22 protein-coding genes, 3 tRNA genes and 1 pseudogene are annotated in these 22848 nt (G+C 72.3%); 12 read left to right on the top strand and 14 right to left on the bottom strand.

Features of this window, described 5'->3' with window-relative positions:
* Positions 1-41: 41 nt before the first annotated feature.
* Positions 42-203 carry a hypothetical protein gene (locus tag ABZS77_RS06720; protein WP_354818320.1) on the bottom strand — a complete coding sequence of 54 codons (162 nt, stop codon included), beginning with the start codon at positions 201-203 and terminating at the stop codon, positions 42-44.
* 155 nt (positions 204-358) lie between these two features.
* Positions 359-431, bottom strand: a tRNA-Lys gene (locus tag ABZS77_RS06715).
* Between the two features lie 188 nt (positions 432-619).
* Here ABZS77_RS06715 and ABZS77_RS06710 point away from each other — a divergent pair.
* On the top strand, positions 620-1888 hold the full coding sequence (locus ABZS77_RS06710; RefSeq protein ID WP_354818317.1) for an Ig-like domain-containing protein: 1269 nt from the start codon (positions 620-622) through the stop codon (positions 1886-1888).
* 253 nt (positions 1889-2141) lie between these two features.
* Positions 2142-3428 carry an Ig-like domain-containing protein gene (locus ABZS77_RS06705; RefSeq protein ID WP_354819558.1) on the top strand — a complete coding sequence of 429 codons (1287 nt, stop codon included), beginning with the start codon at positions 2142-2144 and terminating at the stop codon, positions 3426-3428.
* 104 nt (positions 3429-3532) lie between these two features.
* On the opposite strand, the gene ABZS77_RS06700 is transcribed toward ABZS77_RS06705, so the two are convergent.
* Positions 3533-3608 (bottom strand) — tRNA-His (locus ABZS77_RS06700).
* Positions 3609-3714: 106 nt separating this feature from the next.
* Positions 3715-4311, bottom strand: a complete 597-nt coding sequence (gene orn / locus ABZS77_RS06695; protein ID WP_354818314.1) for an oligoribonuclease — start codon at positions 4309-4311, stop codon at positions 3715-3717.
* Between the two features lie 66 nt (positions 4312-4377).
* On the opposite strand from orn, the gene ABZS77_RS06690 reads away from it, so the two are divergent.
* Positions 4378-5646, top strand: a complete 1269-nt coding sequence (locus ABZS77_RS06690; RefSeq protein WP_354818311.1) for a glycosyltransferase family 87 protein — start codon at positions 4378-4380, stop codon at positions 5644-5646.
* Between the two features lie 266 nt (positions 5647-5912).
* Here the strand turns inward: ABZS77_RS06690 and ABZS77_RS06685 are convergent.
* The 3 genes and pseudogenes from ABZS77_RS06685 to ABZS77_RS06675 form a co-directional block, all read right to left on the bottom strand.
* Positions 5913-6209: pseudogene (locus ABZS77_RS06685) on the bottom strand (hypothetical protein); the annotation flags it as partial.
* A gap of 675 nt (positions 6210-6884) precedes the next feature.
* Positions 6885-7610, bottom strand: a complete 726-nt coding sequence (locus ABZS77_RS06680; RefSeq protein ID WP_354818308.1) for a YcnI family protein — start codon at positions 7608-7610, stop codon at positions 6885-6887.
* A 17-nt stretch (positions 7611-7627) separates the two neighbouring features.
* Positions 7628-9298, bottom strand: a complete 1671-nt coding sequence (locus tag ABZS77_RS06675) for a copper resistance protein CopC (RefSeq protein WP_354818305.1) — start codon at positions 9296-9298, stop codon at positions 7628-7630.
* A gap of 202 nt (positions 9299-9500) precedes the next feature.
* On the opposite strand from ABZS77_RS06675, the gene ABZS77_RS06670 reads away from it, so the two are divergent.
* The 4 genes from ABZS77_RS06670 to ABZS77_RS06655 are packed head-to-tail and all read left to right on the top strand — an operon-like array spanning position 9501 to position 12466.
* On the top strand, positions 9501-10091 hold the full coding sequence (locus ABZS77_RS06670; RefSeq protein WP_354818302.1) for a sigma-70 family RNA polymerase sigma factor: 591 nt from the start codon (positions 9501-9503) through the stop codon (positions 10089-10091).
* 32 nt (positions 10092-10123) lie between these two features.
* On the top strand, positions 10124-10648 hold the full coding sequence (locus ABZS77_RS06665) for a MauE/DoxX family redox-associated membrane protein (protein WP_354818299.1): 525 nt from the start codon (positions 10124-10126) through the stop codon (positions 10646-10648).
* Positions 10641-11357 carry a thioredoxin domain-containing protein gene (locus ABZS77_RS06660; protein ID WP_354818296.1) on the top strand — a complete coding sequence of 239 codons (717 nt, stop codon included), beginning with the start codon at positions 10641-10643 and terminating at the stop codon, positions 11355-11357. Before ABZS77_RS06665 ends, ABZS77_RS06660 begins: the two co-directional genes overlap by 8 nt.
* Positions 11354-12466: a hypothetical protein gene (locus ABZS77_RS06655; protein WP_354818293.1), complete on the top strand. Its 1113-nt coding sequence runs from the start codon at positions 11354-11356 to the stop codon at positions 12464-12466. Before ABZS77_RS06660 ends, ABZS77_RS06655 begins: the two co-directional genes overlap by 4 nt.
* Here ABZS77_RS06655 and ABZS77_RS06650 read toward each other — a convergent pair.
* From ABZS77_RS06650 to ABZS77_RS06635, 4 genes are read right to left on the bottom strand one after another with little or no spacing between them, the layout of a single operon-like run.
* Positions 12450-13208, bottom strand: coding sequence for an ABC transporter ATP-binding protein (locus tag ABZS77_RS06650; RefSeq protein WP_354818290.1), 759 nt, complete (start codon positions 13206-13208; stop codon positions 12450-12452). The genes ABZS77_RS06655 and ABZS77_RS06650 overlap by 17 nt on opposite strands.
* Positions 13205-13975, bottom strand: coding sequence for a cobalt ECF transporter T component CbiQ (gene cbiQ / locus ABZS77_RS06645; protein WP_354818287.1), 771 nt, complete (start codon positions 13973-13975; stop codon positions 13205-13207). The genes ABZS77_RS06650 and cbiQ overlap by 4 nt, the downstream gene beginning before the upstream one ends.
* A 15-nt stretch (positions 13976-13990) precedes the next feature.
* A complete protein-coding gene (locus ABZS77_RS06640; RefSeq protein ID WP_354818284.1) occupies positions 13991-14416 on the bottom strand; it encodes a PDGLE domain-containing protein in 426 nt (141 codons plus the stop codon).
* Positions 14413-15129, bottom strand: a complete 717-nt coding sequence (locus tag ABZS77_RS06635; RefSeq protein ID WP_354818281.1) for an energy-coupling factor ABC transporter permease — start codon at positions 15127-15129, stop codon at positions 14413-14415. The genes ABZS77_RS06640 and ABZS77_RS06635 overlap by 4 nt, the downstream gene beginning before the upstream one ends.
* A gap of 202 nt (positions 15130-15331) precedes the next feature.
* On the opposite strand from ABZS77_RS06635, the gene bcp reads away from it, so the two are divergent.
* Both bcp and ABZS77_RS06625 read left to right on the top strand, forming a co-directional pair.
* Positions 15332-15808 (top strand): thioredoxin-dependent thiol peroxidase, encoded by a 477-nt coding sequence (gene bcp, locus ABZS77_RS06630; RefSeq protein ID WP_354818278.1) that lies wholly within the window; start codon positions 15332-15334, stop codon positions 15806-15808.
* A gap of 64 nt (positions 15809-15872) precedes the next feature.
* Positions 15873-15955 (top strand) — tRNA-Leu (locus ABZS77_RS06625).
* Positions 15956-15977: 22 nt separating this feature from the next.
* Here ABZS77_RS06625 and ABZS77_RS06620 read toward each other — a convergent pair.
* The 3 genes from ABZS77_RS06620 to ABZS77_RS06610 form a co-directional block, all read right to left on the bottom strand.
* On the bottom strand, positions 15978-16967 hold the full coding sequence (locus ABZS77_RS06620; RefSeq protein WP_354818275.1) for an expansin EXLX1 family cellulose-binding protein: 990 nt from the start codon (positions 16965-16967) through the stop codon (positions 15978-15980).
* A gap of 111 nt (positions 16968-17078) precedes the next feature.
* Positions 17079-17897: an MOSC N-terminal beta barrel domain-containing protein gene (locus ABZS77_RS06615; protein WP_354818272.1), complete on the bottom strand. Its 819-nt coding sequence runs from the start codon at positions 17895-17897 to the stop codon at positions 17079-17081.
* A gap of 4 nt (positions 17898-17901) precedes the next feature.
* The gene (locus tag ABZS77_RS06610; RefSeq protein WP_354818269.1) at positions 17902-18735 is read right to left on the bottom strand and encodes a class I SAM-dependent methyltransferase; all 834 of its coding nucleotides are present in this window, start codon (positions 18733-18735) and stop codon (positions 17902-17904) included.
* Positions 18736-18857: 122 nt separating this feature from the next.
* On the opposite strand from ABZS77_RS06610, the gene ABZS77_RS06605 reads away from it, so the two are divergent.
* From ABZS77_RS06605 to ABZS77_RS06595, 3 genes are all read left to right on the top strand, one after another.
* Positions 18858-19925 (top strand): LCP family protein, encoded by a 1068-nt coding sequence (locus tag ABZS77_RS06605; RefSeq protein WP_354818266.1) that lies wholly within the window; start codon positions 18858-18860, stop codon positions 19923-19925.
* Positions 19926-20027: 102 nt separating this feature from the next.
* On the top strand, positions 20028-21464 hold the full coding sequence (locus tag ABZS77_RS06600) for a sugar transferase (protein ID WP_354818263.1): 1437 nt from the start codon (positions 20028-20030) through the stop codon (positions 21462-21464).
* 129 nt (positions 21465-21593) lie between these two features.
* The gene (locus ABZS77_RS06595) at positions 21594-22847 is read left to right on the top strand and encodes a hypothetical protein (RefSeq protein ID WP_354818260.1); all 1254 of its coding nucleotides are present in this window, start codon (positions 21594-21596) and stop codon (positions 22845-22847) included.
* Position 22848 lies beyond the last annotated feature (1 nt).

The raw sequence follows: 22848 nt of genomic DNA, 5'->3' as shown, positions 1-22848 counted from the left end.
GCCGCACTGGTCGGGCAGGTTCGAGGCGGTCGCGGTCACCGTCACCGACGTGCCGGCCCCGGCGGTGAACCGGGAGCCGGTGACCGGGCCGGGCCGGGCCGGGCGACGGTGGAGACGACGGCAGGCCCGCCCAACGCGATGGTGCCCGTCCTGTCCCGGCTGCTGACCAGCCGCAGGGTGACCGTGCCGGTGCCGCGTTCCACCGGGTCGACAAGCAGGGTGTACGCGCCGTCGGCGGGAAGGAGCGTGCCGTCGACCTCACCGACTCCGTTGATGACGCAGCCGCTGGTCAGGTGCGCTGCGGCACCGACACGAAAAGGCCCCGACCAGATGAGTGGTCGGGGCCTTTGACACCAGGTGCGCCGCCAGGGACTCGAACCCCGAACCCGCGGATTAAGAGTCCGCTGCTCTGCCAGTTGAGCTAGCGGCGCTCGATCGGCAACGGAGAGAAGATTAGCACCCGGTCGAGCCGGGCTCCAATCCGGTTACCCGGCTCCCCCCTTCGGTCGAGCTTACCGGGCATATGGCCACAAAGGCACCAGGGTACGGAAGTCCGGGGCGTGGGTCCCGGCACTGATACGGCACGATGTCCGCCAGGTACGCGAGAACAGAGGTGGGGATGGCACGGTTCACGCGAGCCGGGGCGGTGGTGGGCGCTCTGACCCTGGCGGCGTCGCTGGCACTGACCGGGTGCGGCGACGAGCAGAAGAAGCCGGAATTCGTGGGCGGGACGTCGTCCGAGGCGAGTGCGGGCGCCGAGCCCGGCTCGGCCGCGCCCTCGGCCCCGGCGACGCCGAGCGGGCCGGCGCTCACGCTGAGCCCGGCGGACGGCGCGAAGAACAGGCCGGCGAGTACGGAGATCAGCGCCAAGCTCCCGGACGGCGCGAAGGTGTCCGAGGTAACCCTGACGGCCGACGGCGGGGGCACGGTGGAGGGCAAGCTGCGCACCGACGGCTCGTCGTGGGTGCCGTCCGCGCCGCTCAAGTACGGGACGCGGTACACGGCCACGGTGACGGCGAACGCGCCCGACGGCACGAGCAGCCAGGGCACCAGCAGCTTCACCACGATGGCCAAGCCGAAGTCGACGATCGGGTCCGGGCTGTACCTGTTCGACGACAAAAGCTACGGGGTGGCCATGCCCGTGGTCACCGAGTTCCACCCGGGCATCCCGAAGAAGGACCGCGCCGCGGTGCAGAAGCGGATGTTCGTCAAGACCGACCCGCCGCAGCCGGGCGCCTGGCACTGGGTCAGCAACGGCACGCAGGCGTACTACCGGGCGCCGACGTACTGGAAGCCGGGCACCACGATCACGGTGCGGATCGCGCTCGGCGGGATGCCGCTGAGCAACGGCAGGTACGGCGACATCGACCGCAAGGCCACCGCCAAGATCGGCCGGTCGTTCGAAATGAAGGTCGACAACGCCAACAAGAAGATGTTGGTCTACGAGAACGGCGCGTTGCTCCGCACCATCCCGGTGAGCCTGGGCAAGAAGAGCACGCCGTCGTCGAGCGGCACGATGGTCGTGATGGAGAAGAAGGAAGCCACCGTCTTCGACACCCGCGACGATCCGGACCCGGCCAACCGCTACGTCACCGACATCCAGTTCGCCCAGCGGCTCACCTGGGGCGGCGAGTACATCCACGCCGCGCCCTGGTCGGAGCACGTGCAGGGGCGGCTGAACGTCTCGCACGGCTGCGTGAACGTGTCGATGGCGAACGCCAAGTGGCTGTTCGACAAGACCCGGATCGGTGACCCGATCACGATCAAGGGCACCGAGCGCAGGATCGCCGCCGGCAACGGCTGGACGGCGTGGAGTCTGAGCTGGTCGGAGTTCATCAAGGGCAGCGCGTTGCCGGTGCCCAAGGGCGGGTCCGGTCCGACGCTCTGAGTCGTCCGGTCTCTTCGCGCCGGCCCTGCCGATGGCACGGGCCGGCGCGTACCCTTGCACTGCCCACGACGCGACGACGGCGGCGGCGACCCCTCAGACCCCGCACGAAGACGAGGCCGAATCACGAAACGCCGGATAGTAACAAAAATCCGGCATCATGATCGGCGTGTTCCGGTTCACCCTCGGCAACCGGGGCCGGTTCCGGCGCGTCTTTAGGAGACGATGGGTCAGGGACCACGACTGTGAGGACATCATGCGAGCTAGCCAGGACCAGCTGATCCGGCCCCGGGGGCGACGCCGCGTGCTCGCGGCGGGGCTGCTCGCCGTGGCGCTGGCCTTCACCTCCGCCTGCACCGACGACGGCGGCAAGCCGTCCTCGTGGCAGGGCGGCGGCGAGAGCCCGCCCCCCAAGGCCGCGGCGACCATCAGCGAGCCGGCGGCCGACGCCAAGGACGTACCGGCGTCCACCGGCATCACCTTCACCACGAAGGACGCCGAGGAGACGGCCGTCGAGCTGAAGGACGCGGCCGGCAAGGCGGTCGAGGGCAAGCTCGCAGCGGACGGCAAGACCTGGCTCCCGGCCGGCGCGCTGGAGTACGGCACCAGTTACACCGCCACCGTGACCGCCACCGGGGACGACGGGCGTCCGGCCACCGCGACCAGCACCTTCACCACCATGGCCAAGCCCGGCAAGCAGATCCGGGTGAGCAGCTTCCTCGGCGACGACCAGGTCGTCGGCGTCGGGATGCCGCTGATCGTGAAGTTCGACCGGGCCATCCCGGAGGACTACCGCGACGACATGCAGCGCCGGATGACGGTGACCTCCACGCCGGCCCAGGAGGGCATCTGGCACTGGGTCAGCCCCACCGAGGTCCGGTACCGGCCGAAGGAGTTCTGGAAGACCGGCAGCAAGGTCTCGTACCGGGTGCAGGCCGGCGGCCTGCCGCTGGGGTCGGGCTGGTACGGCCGCGCCGACCTCTCCGTGGACATCAAGATCGGCGCCGCGGTGGTCATGACCGTGGACAACAAGACGAAGCGGATGACGGTGACCCGCAACGGCGCAGTGGTCAAGACCATCCCGGTCAGCCTCGGCAAGAAGAGCACCCCGTCGTCCAGCGGGACGATGGTCGTGATCGAGAAGCTGCGCAAGACGGTCTTCGACACGTTCGAGGAGCTGGGCCCGGAGGACGGCTACCGCACCAAGATCGACTTCGCGCAGCGCCTCACCTGGGGCGGCGAGTTCATCCACGCGGCGCCCTGGTCCGAGGGCCAGCAGGGCAGCGTGAACGTCTCGCACGGCTGCGTCAACGTGTCGATGGCCAACGGCGACTGGCTGTTCAGGAACACCCAGATCGGCGACCCGATCACGGTCAAGGGCACCGAACGCAAGCTCCAGAACGGCAACGGCTGGACCGACTGGAACATGAGCTGGGACGAGTACGTCAAGGGCAGTGCCCTGCCGTACGAGCCGCCGGCCGACCCGGACACCTCGCCGACGCCGGACGGGGCGCTCACGCCCACCCCCACGCCGACCGCCTGAGCGGCCGGAACGACGAGAGCCTCCTCCTCGGAGGGGGCTCTCGCATCGTCTTCCCACAACGACTCAGGCCCCCTCCGAAGAGGGGGCCTGAGCAGTGAAACACGTGGGGTGACTGATGGGAATTGAACCCACGACAACCGGGACCACAACCCGGTGCTCTGCCAACTGAGCTACAGCCACCATGCCGCCGTCGCCCGGTCGTTCGCCCCGGGCGGGGTGCGGACCAATAATAGCCACACCCCCGCCGGGCCCGTCCAGCGGGTTGCCGGCTCGACGGCCGAGGGGGTCAGAGTTCGGCGGCGATGCCCTTGGCGGTCTCGACGTCCGGGCCGGGCAGCGGGACGAAGATGGTGCGCCGGTAGTACTCCAACTCCCGGATGCTCTCCCGGATGTCGGCGAGCGCCCGGTGCGCGAGGCCCTTCTGCGGCTGACCGAAGTACACCCGCGGATACCAGCGGCGGCACAACTCCTTGATCGACGACACGTCGATCATGCGGTAGTGCAGGTGCGCGTCGAGGCGGGGCATGTCCCGGGCGATGAAGCCCCGGTCCGTGGCGATCGAGTTGCCGCAGAGCGGAGCCGTACGCGGATCCTTGACGAAGGTGCGGACGTACTCCAGGACCAGATCCTCGGCCTCGGCGAGGGTGACCGCCGAACGACGGACCTCCTCGGTGAGGCCGGACTTGGCGTGCATCGTCTGCACGATCTCCGGCATCCCCTCCAGTGCCGCCTCGTCGGCGTGGATCACCACGTCGACACCGTCACCCAGCACGTTGAGGTTGGGATCGGTGACGAGTGCCGCGACCTCGATCAGCTTGTCCCTGCCGAGGTCCAAACCGGTCATCTCACAGTCGATCCAGACGAGGAGTTCAGCCACCGGCACAGCCTACGCGCAGACCACGCCCCGCGGCTGCGCGCTATGGACGGAGCGGACCGCTAGGGTTTCGGGGTGCCAGCAGAACCCGTCGCACCGCCCGCCGTCACCGAGGACGATCCCGGCGGCCGTACGGTCCGTCGGTTGGTCGCGGTGGTGGCCCTGGTCGCCGTGCTGCCGGCGCTGTACCTGCCGGGGCTGGTGCACAACTTCTTCGACCTGAAGATCTACATGTCGGCGATGGACTGGTGGACGGCCGGCAACCCGCTGTACGACTACGTCCAGCCGGACCGGGTGCAGGGCGAGTTGTACTTCACCTACCCGCCATTCAGCGCGCTGCTGCTGTGGCCGTTCGGTCTGCTGCGGCTCGGCGTCACCGTGACGATCTTCACAGTGCTCACCATCCTGGCCGTGGTGCTGACCACCCGGTGGCTGGTGCTGCCGGTGATCGACCGGCACGGGCTGCCGCGGGCGTTCACGCTCACCGTCGCGGTGCTGCTGGTGCTGGCGGTGGAGAGCACCCGCGAGACGATCACCTTCGGGCAGATCAACATGCTGCTGGTCGTGCTGATCCTGGCCGACCTGCTGTTCGCCGTACCGCAGGCGCGGCGCTGGGCCGGGGTCGGCGTCGGTCTGGCGACGGCGCTCAAGCTCTTCCCCGGCATCTTCATCGTGTACCTGCTGGCCACCAGGCGGTGGCGGGCCGCGGTGGTGGCGAGCGCGACCGCGGCGGCGGCGACGCTGCTCGCGGCGGCGATCGCGCCGGAGGACTCGTGGCGATTCTGGACCCGGGAGCTGTGGGACAACGATCGGGTGGGCCGCACCGACTACGTCGGCAACCAGTCGCTCTTCGGCCTGCTCAGCCGGTTCACCGCGCCGGAGAAGCCGGACCGGCTGCTGTGGCTGCTGATCGTCGCCGTGGTCGCCGGCTACGGACTGTGGCGCGCCGCCCGCGCGGCTCGCGCCGGTGACCTGCTGACCGGCCTGACCCTGACCGGCCTGGTCGGTGCCCTGGTCAGCCCGATCACCTGGACCCACCACATCTACTGGTTCGTGCCCGCGGTGGTGCTGCTCGTCGACGCGGCGATCAGCGCCGACCGGCCGGACGAGGCGCGTCGGCGTTGGTGGTCGGCCGCGCTCGCGCTGGGCACCACCGCTGTCATCACCTACGGGGTGGTGACGTTCCAGAAGTGGGGCACGGACCCGGTCCGGACCCGGGATCCGGTGGACTTCGTCGTGCAGAACAGTTACGTGCTGCTCAGTCTGCTGTTGCTGGTGGCCCTGCCGGTGCGGGCGAAGCGGGTCGCCGAAAAATCGCATCAAATGGACAGAGTTCCCCAGTAGCCACGATCGCGGCTAATCTTCTCTCATCTACCTCAAGCGTCGCTCGGGTAGCACCGATCCCCCGGTGAGAGCGGCCCTCCGTGTCGGCAGCGCGGAGGGCCGCTCGCCGTCTCGTCCTCCACCACCACCGGTCGGGCCGTCGGCTCCGCCGCGGCGGGCGGCCACGCCAGACTCAACGTCACCTCCGGCGGGCGGAGCTGCCCGGCCGCCTCGTCCAGGTCGGCCAGGGTGGCCGGTCGGGCGGCCGGCTCGGCGCCGATCGCCGAACGCGCTCGCTCACCCGAGCCGACCGGGGCGAGCTGCCGCACCGTCGGCACCGGTGGGGCCGCACCGGGCTCCCGGACACCGAGGCCACTCAGCGAGGTGACCCCGAGCCGGCCGGCGAGCACCGGCACCTGGTCCGGTTCGACCACGAAGATCACCTCACGGGGGCGCTGCGGTCGCAGCAGGAGCAGCACCGCGCCCACCACCAGCAGCACACCGAGGGCGAGCAGACCCCAGGTCGCCGGGCCGGTCCAGGTCGCGCGCAACTCCGCCCGCAGATCCAGGGCAAGGTCGGCGCCGCCGTCCGGGCGCATCATCACCAGGCTCATCGGCTCGCCGGCCAGGTCGTCGGCGCTCCACTCCAGCGAGCCGATCCCCTCGCGTACCCAGAAGGGACGGCCCAGCGGGCTGGCCGGTTCGCCGGCGGCCGGCGCGACGGCCGGGCCGGCCGGGTCCAGCCGGACCGGCAGCGGACCCCGGGCCAGTGCGACGCGGCGGACCGTGGCGTGCGGCACCGGCTCCAGCCAGCGACGGACCTCGGCGGTGGGCGCCAGACCGACGAACGCCGGGCCGTCAGGTGTACGCGCGTCCACCCGCAGCCCGGTCTGGGCGGTACGCGCGAACGGCGCCTCCTGCCGCAGCAACCGGTCGAGATCGCCGACGACGACGGCGTGTCCGGGTGTGCGGACCGTCTCGAAGCGGGCGGCGAAGGCCCCACCGGGGTCGGCGTGCCGGGTCACCAGCCAGAGCGTCCCGCCGGCGAACACCGCCGGAATCCCGATGACCAACAGCAGCACTCCGGCGATCATCCGCACGAAACGCATTCGCACCGTCCCCCTCCGTAGCCAGATACCCGGCCGACCTTACCGACGTCGACCGCCTGATCAGGGGATATCCACGGCACGGCCGGGTCCGGCCGCAGAAAGCACGCTGGCCCGCCGGATGCTCCGGCGGGCCAGCGGACGCGCGGCGGGTCAGGACCTGGCGGCCGGCTCCCGGCGGGTCCGTGCGAACGCCAGGCCGCCGAGCGCCAGACCGGCGAGACCGGCGACGAGTCCGGCCACGCCGAGGCCGACCGCGAGGCCGTCGCCCTCGTCGTCGTCATCGTCGTTGTTCGACGCCACGGCTGCGGCCGGCGCTGCCGACGCCGACGGCGCGGCGGCCGTCAGGGTGAGCACCGGCGCCGGCTTCTCCGGCTCGGCGCCACCCGGCTGCGGCTCGTCGATCCACCGCGACACGTTGCCGTCGGAGTACGTCTGGAGGGTCTTGAAGACCATCGACTCGACCTTGGGCAGCGGGCCCATCGAGACTCCGAACTCCTGGAACTGACCCGGCTTCACGGCGGCGTCACCGGTGGCCGTCCAAGTGATCTTGGAGACCGCCTCGGTGATCTGGCTGCCGTGCACCTCGATCGGCGGATCCACCTTGCGGTTCTCCACGGCGACCGTCCAGCCGGGCACCGGCAGGGTCGACACCGAACCGACCGGGGCGTTCTCCGGCAGCACCACCTCCAGCTTGGTGGTCGACGCGGTGTCGCTCTCGTTGGGCACCCGGAACGCCAGCCGGGCATAGCCGCCCTGGGTGGCCTCCTTCGGGTTCACCGTGACGTGGGCCGATGCCGCCCCGGCGAAGCCGAGGACAGCGACGGCGGTGAACGCCAGGGTGGCAGCGGCGGTTGCGGTACGCCGGAGTCGGGTCATGGGTTTCGCGAACCTCTCTAACGGATGGGCACGGTGGCGGTCACCGTGGCCTGGTCGATGTCCGTCGTCCGGACAGTGATCTTGAGCTGCCAGTCACCGGCGGCCGGCAGGCTGACGTCGCCGTACGCGTGGTTGTCGACGAGCGGCAGCAGCGGGACGTCGATCGGCTCGATCCCGGCCGACGGCAGCGCGGCGGTGGCCTTCCACTCCTCCACCGGCAGCGGCTGCGACTGGTTGTCCGGGGCGTACGCGTAGAGGTGGATCGAGTTGTTGCCCCGCTGTGCCGGGTCCAGTTCGACCCGCAGGGAGTAGAGCTGGCTGGTCAGGGTGGTGGTGAACAGGCCGGCCTGGGTGCCGGAGGGCTCCCCCACGGCGGTCCGCGCGGGTGTCGTCTGCACCAACGTCGCGGACAGGCCCAGCACCACCGCGGTGACGGCCAACTCCACCCACACCGCCCGGCGCACCGGCACCGGCCGCTGCGCGGCGACGCGTCGACGCACCATCTGCCGGGAGTACGCGGCCACGGCGATGACGATCGCGAACAGGCCGATCTTGGCCAGCAGCAGGCGGCCGTAGGTGGTGCTGAACAGGGCGTCCGGGGTGGCCACCTCGATCAACGCCTGGACGGTGCCGGCCAGCAGCAGCGCCGAGACGGCGAGCGCCGCCCACCGGGACCAGATCGGCAGGATCGCGCCCAGCTCCCGCTCGTCGGCCTGGCGCAGCAGGAAACCGCCGAGCATCAGCAGACCGCCCAACCAGACCGCCATGCTGCCGAGGTGCACCGCGTCGACGACCACCGACACCGCGGGGGCCGGGGACGCCGCCGGGTGCCCGGCCAGCGGCCAGGTCAGCAGCGCCGCCCCGCCCAGCACGGCCAGGATGATCGCGTCGGTGCGGCCGGCCGGGCGGGCCAGCATCGGCCGCAGCAGGAACGCCGACGCCGCCAGCAGGCCGAGCCGGACCAGGTGGGCGGCGCCGAAGGAACTGCCGAACACGCTGCCGAACCCCTCGCCGGTCACCGCGAAGATGCCACCACCGGCGGTGTAGGGCACCTGCAACCACAGGTCGGCGACGGTGGCCAGGGCCACCAGCCCGAGACCGGCCCAGGCCAGCCGGGTCGGACCCCGCCGGGAGAGCCGGCGCGGCCACAGCGCGGCGAGCACCAGCACCGGCCCGACCAGCAGCACCAGCCCGGCGTAGCCGAGGAAACGGGCCACCTTCACCGCGTTCACCACCACCGGGTTGGCGCGGCTGTCGTTGCCGGCGTCCACCGGCGGGGTCGACGGCGCGCCCACCGAGTAGGTGAAGGCCCCGGAGACGGGGTGACTGTCGGCGGAGATCACCCGGAAGGTGACCAGGTAGGTGCCGCGCCCGCCGGACGGGTCCACCGGGATGGTCACCGTGCCGCCGTCGAACGACGGCTCACCCCGGTCGGCCCGGGAGCCGTCCGGCGCGATCACCCGGACCTTGTCGGGGACCTTGCGGACCGACTCGGTGAACGTGAGAACCACCTCGGACGGCGCGCTCGGCACCACAGCGGACGCCGCCGGTGTGCTGCCCGACAGCACCGCGTGGGCGCTGGCGGGGGTGGCCGGCGCGATCAACAGGGCGACGACGGTGACCAGGAGGCCGGCGGCTGCGGCCAGGCGGGCGGCCCAACGGCGGGGGGCGACAGTCATGCCGGCCATGGTCGCCGACCGACGCGGCCCTCGGCGACCCGAGGCGGGTGAACGGCTCACCTGCACCCAGCCACCAGCGCCGCGCGTACCTGGTCGCGTGTCATGAGCAGGTAGTCGGCGCGGCACGGGAAAAAGTTCCCGACGTGGCGCAGACCATCCAAGGGCCGAAGGACCCTGACGCTCCGCCGGGCCCCGCGTAACCTGGGTTGTCGTGATCCCCGTCCCGCGTGACACCGGTGCCTCCGGTCCCGCCGAGCCGACCGACGCCGCCGTGCGGGACCCGGCGACCGAGTGGGCGCTGACCGCCCGCGACGGTGATCCCGCAGCTCAAGCCGCGTTCGTCCGGCTGACCCAGTCCGAGGTGTGGCGCTTCGCCGCGGCGCTTGTCGACACCGACAGCGCCGACGATCTGACCCAGGAGACGTACCTGCGGGCGTTCCGGGCACTGCCGGCCTTCGAGGGTCGCTCCAGCGCCCGCACCTGGCTGCTCGGCATCGCCCGGCGGGCCTGCGCCGACCATCTGCGGACCGTCATCCGCCGTCGCCGCCTCGACGAGCGGCTGGCCGCGAACGCGTACACCGACCGGCCGCATCCCGACCCGGCCGGGCAGTTCGGCGCCACCGACCTCGTCCGCCGGTTGAGCGCCGAGCGCCGCGCCGCGTTCGTGCTCACGCAACTGCTCGGCCTGTCGTACGCGGAGGCAGCCGCCGTCGAGGGGGTGCCGGTGGGCACCATCCGCTCCCGGGTCGCCCGAGCACGTGACGAGCTGGTCGAGGCGGTCGGCGACGCCCTGGCCGGCTGAACGCGGAACTTCCTGCGGAGACGGGACGACAAATGAGCGTGACAGCACCACCCGCGCGGGCCGGCCGCTGGCCCACCGTCCGACCCTGGCTCGGTGTCGCCGCCCGGCTCGGTCTCGCGGCCGTCTGGTTGATCGCCGGCGCGTCGAAGGTCGGCGACCTGGCCGCGTCCGGGCGGGCCGTCAACGCCTACCAGGTGCTGCCGTACGACGTGGCGACGGTGGTCGGCGCCGCGCTGCCGTTCATCGAGCTGGCGCTGGGCGTGCTGCTGCTGCTCGGGCTGGCGACCCGGCTCGGCGCCGGGGTGTCGGCCGCGCTGCTCGTGGTCTTCATCGCCGGGATCGCGTCGGCGTGGGCGCGCGGCCTGGCCATCGACTGCGGCTGCTTCGGCAGCGGCGGGCAGTTGGCGCAGGGGCAGGCACCCAGTTACCTCCCGGAGATCCTGCGTGACCTGGGATTCTTGGTGCTGGCCGGATTTCTGCTGTGCTGGCCGCGTACGCCCGTGTCGGTGGACGGGTGGTTGTCCGGCGAACCCGCTGTGGAGGACGAGGATGAGTAGTCGCAAGGGGCAGCGGGACGCCGCCCGGGTGGTCCGCGAGCAGCTCGCCCGCGAACGGCGGCGCCGCCGCACGATCTGGGTCTCCGCCGCCGCCGTCGCCGTGCTGGTGATTGCCGGTGTGATCGGCTGGGCCGTCTGGTCCAGCCAGAAGTCGGACACCTTCACCACCCCGCCCGGGGCGAACGCCGACGCCACCGGAATCGTCACCGGCGGCGGCCCGGTCACCGTCGACGTCTACGAGGACTTCCTCTGCCCGGCCTGCAACCAGTTCGAGCAGACCAGCGGCGCCACCCTGGAACAGCTGGTCGCCGAGAACAAGGCGAAGGTCGTCTACCACCCGGTGGCGTACCTCAACCGCTTCTCCACCACCGAGTACTCGACCCGGTCCTCGGCCGCCTCCGGCTGCGCGGCGGCCGGCGGCAAGTTCCGCGAGTACGCCAAGGCGCTCTTCGCGAAGCAGCCACCGGAGGGCAGCGCCGGGCTCAGCAACGACGAACTGATCGACATCGGCGCCGGGGTGGGGCTCGACCGGGCCTCGTTCGGCGGCTGCGTCAAGGACGGCACCTACCGGACGTGGACCGCGCACGTCACCGACGAGGCCAGCCGCAACGACGTCACCGGCACGCCGACCATCCTGGTCAACGGCCAGCCGCTCGCCGACCGCAGCCCGCAGGGCCTCACCGCTGCCGTGGCGGCGGCCGGCAAGTGATCCGTACCCTGCTGGCCCGTGCCGGCCTGGTCGCCACCGCCGCCTGCGCGGCCACCCTGCTCACCGCGGCGCCCGCCGCCGCGCACGGCGCGGACGCCCCGAACGGCACCGACTACCGCACGCGGGCCACCGGTGTCACCCCGGCCCGCGCCGGCCTGGAGGTACGCGTCGTCGAGGCGGGCGCCCGACTGGAGCTGACCAACCGCACCGGCCGCCCGATCGAGGTGCTCGGCTACTCCGGTGAGCCGTACCTGCGGGTCGGCCCGGACGGGGTGTACGAGAACACCCGCTCCCCGGCCACCTACCTGAACCGCACCCTCGCCGGGGACACCGCGCTCCCCGCCGACGCCGACCCGGCGGCGCCCGCCTCGTGGCGGCGGATCGCCGACGGGAGCACCGCCCGCTGGCACGACCAGCGCGCCCTGTGGCAGGAGTCGGCGCCTCCGCAGGCGGTACGCGCCGCGCCGGAGCGCGAGCACCGGGTGCGGGACTGGACGGTCCCGCTGCGTGACGGCACCGACCCGGTACGGATCGACGGCACGTTGGACTGGGTGCCGCCACCCGACGCGTACACCTGGTGGGCCGTGACCATCGTGGGGGTGCTCGCCGTGGGCGCGCTCGGCCTGCTCGCCGCCGCCTCCCCCGCCGGCGGGCGGGCGCTGTCCGCGCTCGCTGTGCTGCTCGTCGCCGGTGGCGCGGTCGCCGTGGTGTACCCGGTCGGGCGGGAGCTGGACGCTGGCGCCCAGGGTGTCGGAGGTGTGCTCGTCGGGCTGCTGTCCGGGCAGGTGTGGTCGTTGCTGACCGGCCTCGGCGCGATCGCCGCCGGCTGGTACGCGCTGACCCGCCGGCCGGGAGCCGACTTCGTGGTCGCGCTGGGCGGGGCCTGTCTGGCGCTCCTCGCCGGCACGGCGAACGCCGCCGTGTTCGCCCGGTCCATCGCCCCGGTGCCGTGGGCACCCGAAGCGGCCCGCGTGATGGTCGCGGCGGTGCTCATCACCGGCGCCGGCGCGACAGCCGCCGGTGTCCTCCGCCTGCACGCCACCGCCCGCGCCGCCACACCGGCCCCGCGGGTCGGGGCCGCCGAGCGCGGGACTACGCCAGCGGAGTGAAGCCGTAGGGGAGTTCCAGGCGGTGCCGGGCCAGCAGGGCGGAATCCGTCAGCAGGTCGCGGGTGGGTGCGTCGGCGACGATCCGGCCACCGTCCAGGATCACCGAGCGTTCGCACAGCTCGGCCGCGTACGGCAGGTCGTGGGTGACCATCAGCAGCGTCACCGGCAGGCCGCGCAGGATCTCGGCCAGCTCGCGGCGGGCCGCCGGGTCCAGGTTCGACGACGGCTCGTCGAGCACCAGGATCTCCGGGTGCATGGCGAGGACGGTGGCCACCGCCACTCGGCGGCGCTGCCCGAAGGACAGGTGCTGCGGCGACCGGTCCCGGTGCTCGCCCATCCCGACGGCGGCCAGGGCCTCGTCGACCCGGGCCGACAGCTCCGCCCCGCGCAGCCCCAGGTTGGCCGGCCCGAACGCCACGTCCTCCGCCACCGTGGGCAGGAACAGCTGGTCGTCGGGGTCCTGGAAGACGATGCCCACCCGACGGCGCACCTCGGCCAGGGCGGCCCGGTCCGAGGTGACGGTCAACCCGCCGACGCTCACGCTGCCCTCGGTCGGCGTGAGGATGCCGTTGAGGTGCAGCACCAGCGTGGTCTTGCCGGCGCCGTTCGGCCCCAGCAGCGCCACCCGGTCACCGCGCGGCACCGTCAGGTCCACGCCGTGCAGGGCGACGTGCCCGTCCGGGTACGCGTACCGGACACCACGAACGTCCAGCGAGACAGCGGTCTGCACGACTCCGATCATGTCAGCACGACGGCGGCGGCGGCGATGGAGGCCGCCACCACCGGAACGGTCGCCGCGACCAGCCACTGGCCGGCGGTCGCCGCGCCCTCGCCCTGCCACACGACGGGCATCCGCCCGGTGTAGCCCCGGGACAGCATCGCCAGGTAGACCCGCTCACCGCGTTCGAAGGCGCGCAGGAACAGCGCCCCGATCCCGGCGGCGAAGCCGCGCAACTGCCACAGGAAGCGCGGGTCGTCGCCCCGGGAGATCCGGGCCACCCGCATCCGCCGCGCCTCGCCGACGAGCACGTCGAGGTACCGCAGCATGAACGTGGCGATCTGGGTGAGCACCTGCGGGCAGTGCAGCCGGTCCAGCCCCACGATCAGGTCCCGGGTGGTGGTGGTCGCGGCGAGCAGCAGCGAGGCGAGCACGCCCAGGGTGCCCTTGGCCAGGATGTTCCACGCGCCGTGCAGCCCGTCCTCGGACAACCGCAGACCCAGCACGTCGACCCGCTCGCCGGCGCCCAGGAACGGCAGCGCGATGGCGAACACCACGAACGGCAGCTCGATCAACGCACGGCTGAGCAGCCACCGTGGCCCCACCCGGGCCAGCGCGGCCACCACCGCGACGAGCACGGCGTACGCGCCGAAGGCCCAGAACGCCTCGCGCGGCGTGGCCACCACGGCGATGGTGAAGGCCACCATCGCCACGATCTTGACCTCGGGCGGGAGCCGGTGCACCGGCGAGTCCGACTCGCGGTACAGCACGTGCCCGTGACCGGCACCCATCCGCGTACCCCCTGCTCAGCCGTTGGCGCCGGCGTGGCGACGATCGTCGCCGGACGCCACGGCGTCGCCCTCGGCGGGCGTCGTCGCGTCACCGTCGGTCGGCGTGGTGCCCCGGCGGCGCAGCAGCCAGAAACCGCCGGCACCGATCGCGAAGGTCACCAGCACCCCGAGCACCCCGGAGAGCCCGGTGGAGAGGAAGCCGTTCTCCACTCCGCGCACGCCGTAGTCGGCGAGCGGGCTGTCGCCCAGCTCGTGGTCCTTCGCCTGCTGCGCCGGGCAGCTGCCGCCGACGATGTTGTCGTCGGCGTCGACGGTGCAGCCCTTGAGCAGGGACGAGTCCAGCCCGTCCGGGTGCGACGAGGCGTAGTTGCTGACCACTCCGGCGAGCAGCAGGGCGACCAGCAGGCCGCCGGCCAGGAAGGCCCAGGAACGGTTCTTCATCGGACACCTCCGGCGACCGGGACGACGGGAGCGGCGGGCGTGCGCAGGGAGCGCAGCGCGTACACCAGGTCGGGGCGCACCTTCGCGACGGTGAGCACGGTGGTCGCGGTGATCAGGCCCTCACCGATGCCGATGAGCAGGTGGACACCGGCCATCGTGCCGGCCAGTCCGGCCAGGTTGCCGCCCAGGTCGGTGGTGCCGCCGAGCCAGTACTGCACGACGAAGCCCTGCGACGCGACGACCACGCTGAGCATCGCGGCGACGAAGGCGGTGACCGCCAGGCCGGCGGGCGTACGGGGGAGCACCCGCAGCAGCACGGCGATGAGCAGGTACGCGGCGGCGGTGCCGAGCAGCGCCATGTTGGTGATGTTGAGGCCGAGCATCGCCACGCCCCCGTCACCGAAGATCAGCGCCTGGACGACCAGGACGACCGCCACGCAGAGCGCGCCGACCCACGGGCCGACAAGCATGGCGGCGAGCGCGCCACCGAGCAGGTGGCCGCTGACACCGGCCGTGAAGATCGGGAAGTTGAGCATCTGGACGGCGAAGATGAACGCGGCCACCAGGCCCGCCATCGGCGCGAGCCGGTCGTCCAGGTCGCGGCGGGCGCGCAGGACGCAGAAGGTGAGCGCGGCGAGTGCGACTGCCGCGAAGACCGCTGCGACGGGACCGTTGATGATCCCGTTCGAGATGTGCATCGCCAGTGTTTCCACGCGACCTCCCACGCGTCAACGGACCCGTGCGGGGCCGACGGGGTCAGCCTATTTCCCAAACCTCGTTGTTGCCAGAGTCTTGCAACAAGGCATGGCCTTGATCACCTCGCGCCGCCCGGGACGTCACCGGCCCCGGCCGCCTGTCGCGCCCCTGGCGCGTCGGCGACGACAGCACCGCGCGGCCCGGCGGTAGGGTCGGGCCATGACCACGCCCGACCGCCTCTCCCCCGGTGACCCCGCCCCCGACTGGACCCTGCCCACCGACACCGGCGACCAGCTCTCCCTCGCCGACCTGCGCGGTCGCAAGGTCGTCCTGTACGCCTACCCGGCGGCCATGACCCCCGGCTGCACCAAGCAGGCCTGCGACTTCCGCGACTCGCTCGCCAGCCTCCAGACGGCCGGCTACGAGGTGGTCGGCATCTCCCCCGACAAGCCGGAGAAGCTGGCGAAGTTCCGCGACCGCGACGCGATCACCTTCCCCCTGGTGTCGGACGTCGACCGGGCCGTGCTGACCGCGTACGGCGCGTACGGCGAGAAGCGGCTCTACGGCAAGACGGTGACCGGCGTGATCCGCTCCACCTTCGTGATCGACGCCGACGGCAAGATCGAACGGGCGCTCTACAACGTCAAGGCCACCGGGCACGTCGCCAAGCTCCGCCGAGACCTCGGCCTGGACTGACCGGCGCAGCGGGACGCCCGGGCTCGACACCGGCGCGGCGGGACGCTCTAAACTCGGTGCGTTGGCGGGAGTGGCGTAATGGCAGCCGCGCAGGTCTTAGGAACCTGTATCCGGAAGGATGTGGGGGTTCGAATCCCCTCTCCCGCACAGGGTCACACAGACTGACCGGTCAGCCGCACCAACGGGCGGTGGCCCCGGCCGGACGGGTGGACGGTGTCTCGGCGGGCGGCGCGCTCGCCCTCGCGACCTCGACCGGGCGGGCCGGTGCCGGCGTGCCCCCGGCCCGGGTGGCGGACGGCCGGGCCGAGGCCGACTTCCGCGGACCTGCCGACGCGCCGGGGCCGTACATCCGGACGGTGCTGGTCTGGACCTGGCCGGGCGCCATCCGGATGCCGGAGACGGTGACCCGGTTGCCGTACACGTCGCTGACCCGGATGCTGAACGGTCCGGCGCCCGCGCCGGAGGGGATCAGCCAGTAGTTGTAGTCCTGCCGGGCCGTCGACCGCCACGGGCCGCTGCCGCCCTGGCGGACCTCGACGCCGCGCAGCGGGTTGCCGTGGTTGCCGACCCGGACGGCGAACCAGAACTGCGACGCCCCCTCCTTGATCCGGAAGGTGAGAGGGCCGGGCAGCGGCGGGTTGACCACCGCCCGGTAGGTGACCGGGACCTGCCCCTGGACCGGGTTGGCGATCCGGGCGAACGCCTCCCGGGACAGGTCGAGATGCCCGGGCGCGCACTCCGGGCACTGGTCCATGATGAGGACCCGGACGGTGCCCTTCGGGCCGGTCACGTCGAGGAAGCCGCCGCAGGCGGCGCCGGCCGCGTACTCGCTCGGGCCGAGCGCCACGTAGAGCCGGTTGGCGGGCGCGGCCGGGTTCGAGCAGTTGCCGCCGGCGCCGTCGGAGTCGTAGAAGGTGGCCTTGCCGCTGTGCGTGGCGGTGCCGGTGGGCGGCGCGGCGGCGAGCGTACGGCCGGACGCGCAGGCCGGGGCCGAACCGGAGCGCAGCGCCAGACTGAGTCCGAGGGTCGCCGCGAGGACGGTGACGCCGGCGGCGACAAGCCAGGACAGCGGGCCGGACGAGGGCGCGGGCCGGTCGGCGGGGACCCGGTCCAGGTCGATGTCGATGTCGACGACCACGGGAGCGCTTCCGTCCGTCACGACGGCGATGGTGCCGGACCCGCGTGTCACCGGACAAGCGGGCTAAGCCAAAGCTAAGACAGCGTCGACGGACGGTGACCGGAGCGTGCCGACGGCGACCGGAGCCGCCGGTCAGGGCTCCACGACGACCTGGTCACCCACGGCCACCGGGCCCTCGTCGATCGGGACGATGTGCAGTCCGAACAGGAGCTTGCGCCCGATGGTGCGGTACCGCGCGAGGGTGCGCAGGGGCTCCTTCGCGCGTACCCCGGTCTCCTGGTCGGTGGTGGTCACCACGCAGCGGTCGCACGGTCCGGCGGCGCGCATCCGCAGGCCGCCGACGCGCAGCGACCGGCCGGCCCAGCCGTCCTCCACCCAGGCCGGCGCTCCGTCGACCACCAGGTTGGGCCGGAACCGGGTCATCGGCACCGGCTCCTCACCCGCCTCGGCGAGCCAGCCGTTGAGCGCGCCGAGGGAGGCGGTGTTCGTCAGCAGCAGCGGATGGACGTCGGCGAAGTTGACCTGGTCGCCGGTGTCGTACTCGCGGCTCCCGACGGCCAGGTGGCGGGTCGGTCGGGCCAGCCAGACCAGCCGGACCGGTCGGTCGAGCAGAGCGCCGAGCCAGGCGTCCGCCGCCGGACCGGCGGCCACCGCGGGTACCGGCAGCTCGCGTCTGCGGAACGTGCGCACCGGCACCGGGTCACCGTCGACCGGCTCGGGCACGTCCAGGTCGGGCCGCCCGGCGGCGCGCAGCGTCAGACCCCCCGGGCGCACGGTGGCGCGCAGGTCGACCAGCCGGGTCGTCTCCCGCTGGGTGACGCCGACGCCGTCGGCGTCCACCACCATCCAGCGCCGGTCGCCCGCCAGGCCCCACGCCCGCACGAACGCGCCGTCGTGGTCGACCCGGTGACAACCCTTGACGGGGTACGTGTGGATCGAGCTCAGCCGCACCCGCCTACCATGCCACGCCGATGCCGTCGCCCGGATACCAGTGGTTCGCCGGGCTCTCCCGGTAGGCCAGGAACCGTCGGCCGGTGCGTTCGGCGTGCTCGGCGAGGACGTTCGTGCTCGTGACGTTGTCGGTGAGCAGGATCGCGCCGGGGGCGAGCTTCGGCTCCACCGCGTCGAACTCACGCCTCTCGTGGGCGCGACTGTGGTCGCTGTCGTGCAGGAACAGGTCGACCGGCCGGTCCAGCGCCCCGATCGACGTGATCGAGTCGCCGATCACCAGGTCGACGACCTCGGACCAGGGCGCGCCGGCCGCGAGGTAGCCGGCCTCCGGGTTGATGTCGAGCGAGGTGACCCGGCCCGGGTGGCCCTCCTGCGCGTTGCGCAGCAGGGCGGCGGCCAGGACGCAGGTGCCCAGCCCCTTGTCGACGCCGGTCTCGACCACGTGCGCGGGTCGGGTGGCGCGGACGATCGCGTACCAGCCGACCCGGCGGGCATAGTGCACCCGCTTGTCGGCGAGGCCGCGGCGGGCGGCACCGGCGGTGGCCCGCTCGATGTGCTGGCGCAGCGCCTGGTCGGACTCGATCTCGTCGATCCACGTGCGGACCTGCTTGACCGGCTGGTCGCAGACCACGCTGACGAACCAGGCCAGGTGCTGGCGGCTGAGCTTGGTCAGCTCGTACGTGTAGTTGTGGTGCTCACGGGACGTCACCAGCCAGCGGGCCGAGACGCGCAGCACCCGGGCGTCGTGGCGGGCGACGCGGGCGAACCGCTTGGGGAAGGCGGCGACCGGCGCGAGAGGCGTACGGGCGATGGCCCGGCGCAGCTTCGATGCGTCCACGGCTGTTTCATACCAGGTTCGGGGGCCCGCCGGTCGGGAAAAGATTGCAGTCGTCAAACGGACCCATGTGGACCCCCTCCGGGGGACGTGAGCGAAACCCGCGGTCAGTAGCATCGAAGCTCATGCGGTATCGCCAGGAGCACGCGGAGCCCGAGACCCAGTTCATCGAGGCACAGCCACCATCGGAGCCGACGCAGGAGGCACCACCGAAGCGTCGCCGGTGGAAGAGGGTCGTGCTGATCACCCTCGCGGTCCTGGTGCTGCTCGCCGGGGGCGGCGTGCTCGCCGGAGGGCTCTACTACCGTTCGGTCAACAACGGGATCGAGCGGGTCGACGCCTTCGACGGCGTACCGGAGGCCGAGCGCCCGCCCGTGGTGGAGAAGGCCAAGGGCGCCCTGAACATCATGATCCTGGGCAGCGACTCGCGGGACCCGGAGAGCGACTCGGGCTCCCGCACCGACACCATCATCCTGGCCCACATCCCGAAGGACCACTCCAGCGCCCAGCTCATCTCGATCCCCCGGGACACCTGGGTGAGCGTGCCGAAGTCGGCGCAGGGTCGGGGCGGCCGGGACGCGAAGATCAACGCGTCGTTCGCCTGGGGTGGGATCCCGTTGATGGTGCAGACGGTGGAGAAGTTCACCGGGGTCCGCGTCGACCACGTGACGACGGTCGACTTCGGCGGCTTCAAGGAGATCGTGGACGCCCTGGGCGGCATCGACGTGGACGTGGAGAAGGGCTTCACCACGCTGTACGCGCTCAACGGCAGCCGGACGTTCGCCACCGGTCGGCAGCGGATGGACGGTGCCGCCGCCCTCGACTACGCCCGGGAGCGCCACGCCTTCGCCGACGGCGACTTCGCCCGCATCAAGCACCAGCAGCAGGTCATCAAGGCGATCCTGGACAAGGCGGCGTCCGGCGGGACGCTCGCGAACCCGGCCAAACTCAACTCCTTCGTCAAGGCGACGGCGGACGCGGTGGCCGTGGACAAGTCGCTCAACCTGCTGGACCTCGCGTCCGATCTCCGGGAGCTGCGCAGCGGCAACCTGACGTTCCTGACCTGCCCCACGAAGGGCACCGGGACGATCGGCGGCGAGAGCGTGGTCCTGGCCGACAAGGAGAGGGCCGCACGGGTCTTCGAGGCGGTCCGGAGCGACAACGTGCCGGAGATCCTGTCCGCCGCGAAGTAGTGCCTGCCGACCACGGCGGCGCGTTCCGGCCGAGCCCGACGCCCGGTCGCGGTCTTCGAACGGGCGATCACGGGGAGGTCCACAGTGTCAAGCCAACCGACGATGAGCCCATCCCCCGTGCCCCAGACCCGGCAGCCGGAGACCGGGGCGGAGCCGGCCGGGCTGAGCACCACGGCCGTGCTGCCGTACGCCCGGTCCCGCACGTCGTCGCGGACCCGGTGGCTGCGGGCGTGGATGGTGACCGCGCCCGTCGACGTCGTCGCGCTCGTCGCCCCGCTGGCGCTGAGCCTCGACTACTGGAAGGGCACACTTGCCAACGCCGCCCTGACGGTGGCCCTCTTCGCGGCCGGTGGCCTCTACCGGCCCCGCCGGCACGTGAGCATCCTGGACGAGCTGCCCGGCCTCTGCGGTCGCCTGCTGGCCTCCGCCGCGGTGGTGGCGATCATCGCGGCGGAACGCCACTCGTCGGTGACGTACGTGAGCGGGTTCATGCGGGGCGTCGCCCTGTCGGCGGGGCTCGTGATCCTCGGGCGGGCCGCCAGCCGGGCGTTCACCGTCCTGTCCCGCAAGCGGCGCTGGGCCGAGCACAACGCGATCATCGTCGGCGGTGGGCCGGTCGGCGTCGAACTCGCCCGTCTGCTGCGCCGCTACCCGCAGTACGGCCTGCGCTTCGTCGGCTGCGTCGACGCGCCGTCCCGCCAGGGCACCGACGTGCTGCCGTTGAGCGGCACCCTGTCCGATCTGGAGCACCTCATCCGATTGCTGGAGTGCGAGGTGCTGGTCATCGCCGATCCGGACTGCCTCGAGTCCACGCTCATGGAGACCCTGCTGCGTCCCCGCAGCTCCCGATGTGACCTCTGGGCGGTGCCCCGCCTGTGGGGTTCGCGCTCGCACAGCGGCTACCCGGACCACATCGGGGCGTTCCCCATCGTCAAGATCAGGGACATTTCGCTGACCGGCCCCCGCTGGGCGATCAAACGGGCGTCCGACATCGTGTTCGCGGCGTTCGCCCTCATCCTGTTGAGTCCGCTGCTGCTGCTCTGCACGATCGCCACGTTCGTCGACGGCGGCCCGGGGATCTTCTTCCACCAGGAGCGGATCGGCAGGTACGGCAGACCGTTCAAGGTCATCAAGTTCCGGACCATGCAGCCGGTGAACAACCACGAGTCGCAGACCAACTGGTCCATCGCGTACGACAAGCGGGTCCGGCCGATCGGCCGGTTCCTGCGCCGGACCTCGCTCGACGAGCTGCCCCAGCTGTGGAACATCCTGCGCGGCGACATGAGCGTGGTCGGGCCGCGGCCGGAGCGGCCGTACTTCGTCGAGAAGTTCTCCGCCGAGTACCCGACGTACGCGGCGCGGCACCGCGTCCCCGTGGGGCTCACCGGGCTCGCCCAGGTCAGCGGCCTGCGCGGCGACACCCCGATCTCCGACCGGGCCCGGTTCGACAACTACTACATCGAGAACTGGTCACTGTGGTTGGACGTCAAGGTGGTGCTGCGTACGGTCGCGGAGGTGTTCCGTGGCGGCGGCCGTTGATCCCCGGCACCGGCCCCGCCCGGTGCGGCCATCGACGTGGTTGCGGGTGCCGGAGCGTTCGGGTAGACAGTGCCAGCGGTGTGGACCTCGTCGTCCCCGCCGGTGTGCCGCACCACCCGGGGGAGACGAGTGAAGAGCGTTTCGGTGTCCAACGCCGGTCGGTCGTCGCCGGACGCCCCTGACGTCCCCGCGCCCGGTCCGCTCCGGCGACTCGTCGCGCCGGAGCGCCTGTACCTCGCGGCCCTCGGTCTGACCGGCCTGGCGGCGGTCGTGTCGGTGGCCCTGCCCGCCGCCGAGCGCGGTGAACTGTCCGCGAACATGGTCAGCGCCACGCTGGGCGCGGCCGTCGGCGGGCTGTCGCTGGACACCTTCCTGTTGTCGCGTCCGGCGGGTTGGGTCTTCTCCCGTGGGCGGGTGTGGGTCCTCGCGATGTTCGTGACCTCGGTGCTGCTGTCCGCGGTCGCCGCCGCGCTGCTGACGGCGTTGAGCGGGATCGGCGGCTACCTGATCGGTGTGGGCTCCGCCGCCGGTCTGACCATCGCCAACACGGTCTCGTCGATCGCGTTGCGGCAGCGGAGTTTCCTCGCCGTCTACTCGATGCGCGCCGCGAGCGGCGCCGTCCTGGTCGGTGGTTACCTGGCGCTGCTCGCCACCGGGCACCTTGACGGCGGTGTGTGGAGCGTCGCCTGGCTCGCCGTCCAGTGGGTGACCGCGTTTGCCGTGTGCGCCCTGGTGCTGGGGATGGTCCGGCGGGCCGGGCCCGCGCCGGCACCGACGGCCAACGCACTGGACTACCGCGCCGACCTGCGCGCGGTCGGCAACCTGCACACCGGGATCTTCGCGCAGATGATGACGCTGCGGTTCAACCAGATCCTGGTGGCCAGGTACGTCGGCGCCGGGCCGCTCGGTGTGTACGCCCTGGCGGTCGCGGCGCTGGAGTTCGCGCAGGCCGGTGCCGTGGTGCGCGCCCAACGGATCCTCGCCGACCGGAACGTCGACGCGTCGGCGCACCGGGCCGCGCCCGTGGTCCGGTCGGCTGTTCCGGTGGCCCTGGCCGCCGTGGCCGCGTTGGCGGTGCTGGGGTTCCTGCGGCCGGAGTACCGGCTCGCCTGGGTGCTGGGGCTCTGCCTCCTGCCGGGGACGCTGGCCGCGGCGGCCGGCAAGACCTGGAGTTCCCTGCTGTTGAAGAAGCGGGGCGAGAGGGCGACGACGGTCGCGGCGGTCATCACCCTCATCGTCGCGATCACCGCCTACTTCGGGGTCATCCCGGTGGCCGGGGTGATCGGAGCGGCGTTGGCCTCGTCGCTCGCGTACGCCGTGCACGCCTTCATCTCTCGTGCGAGCTTGCGACGGTCGCGGCCGCGAATCCCTGGGACGGTATGAG

The sequence above is a fragment of the Micromonospora sp. NPDC005298 genome (assembly GCF_040607375.1).
In the GTDB taxonomy this organism is placed as follows: domain Bacteria; phylum Actinomycetota; class Actinomycetes; order Mycobacteriales; family Micromonosporaceae; genus Micromonospora.
Note: the sequence above shows the minus strand (reverse complement) of the source record. Positions and strands in the feature narration are given on the sequence as shown.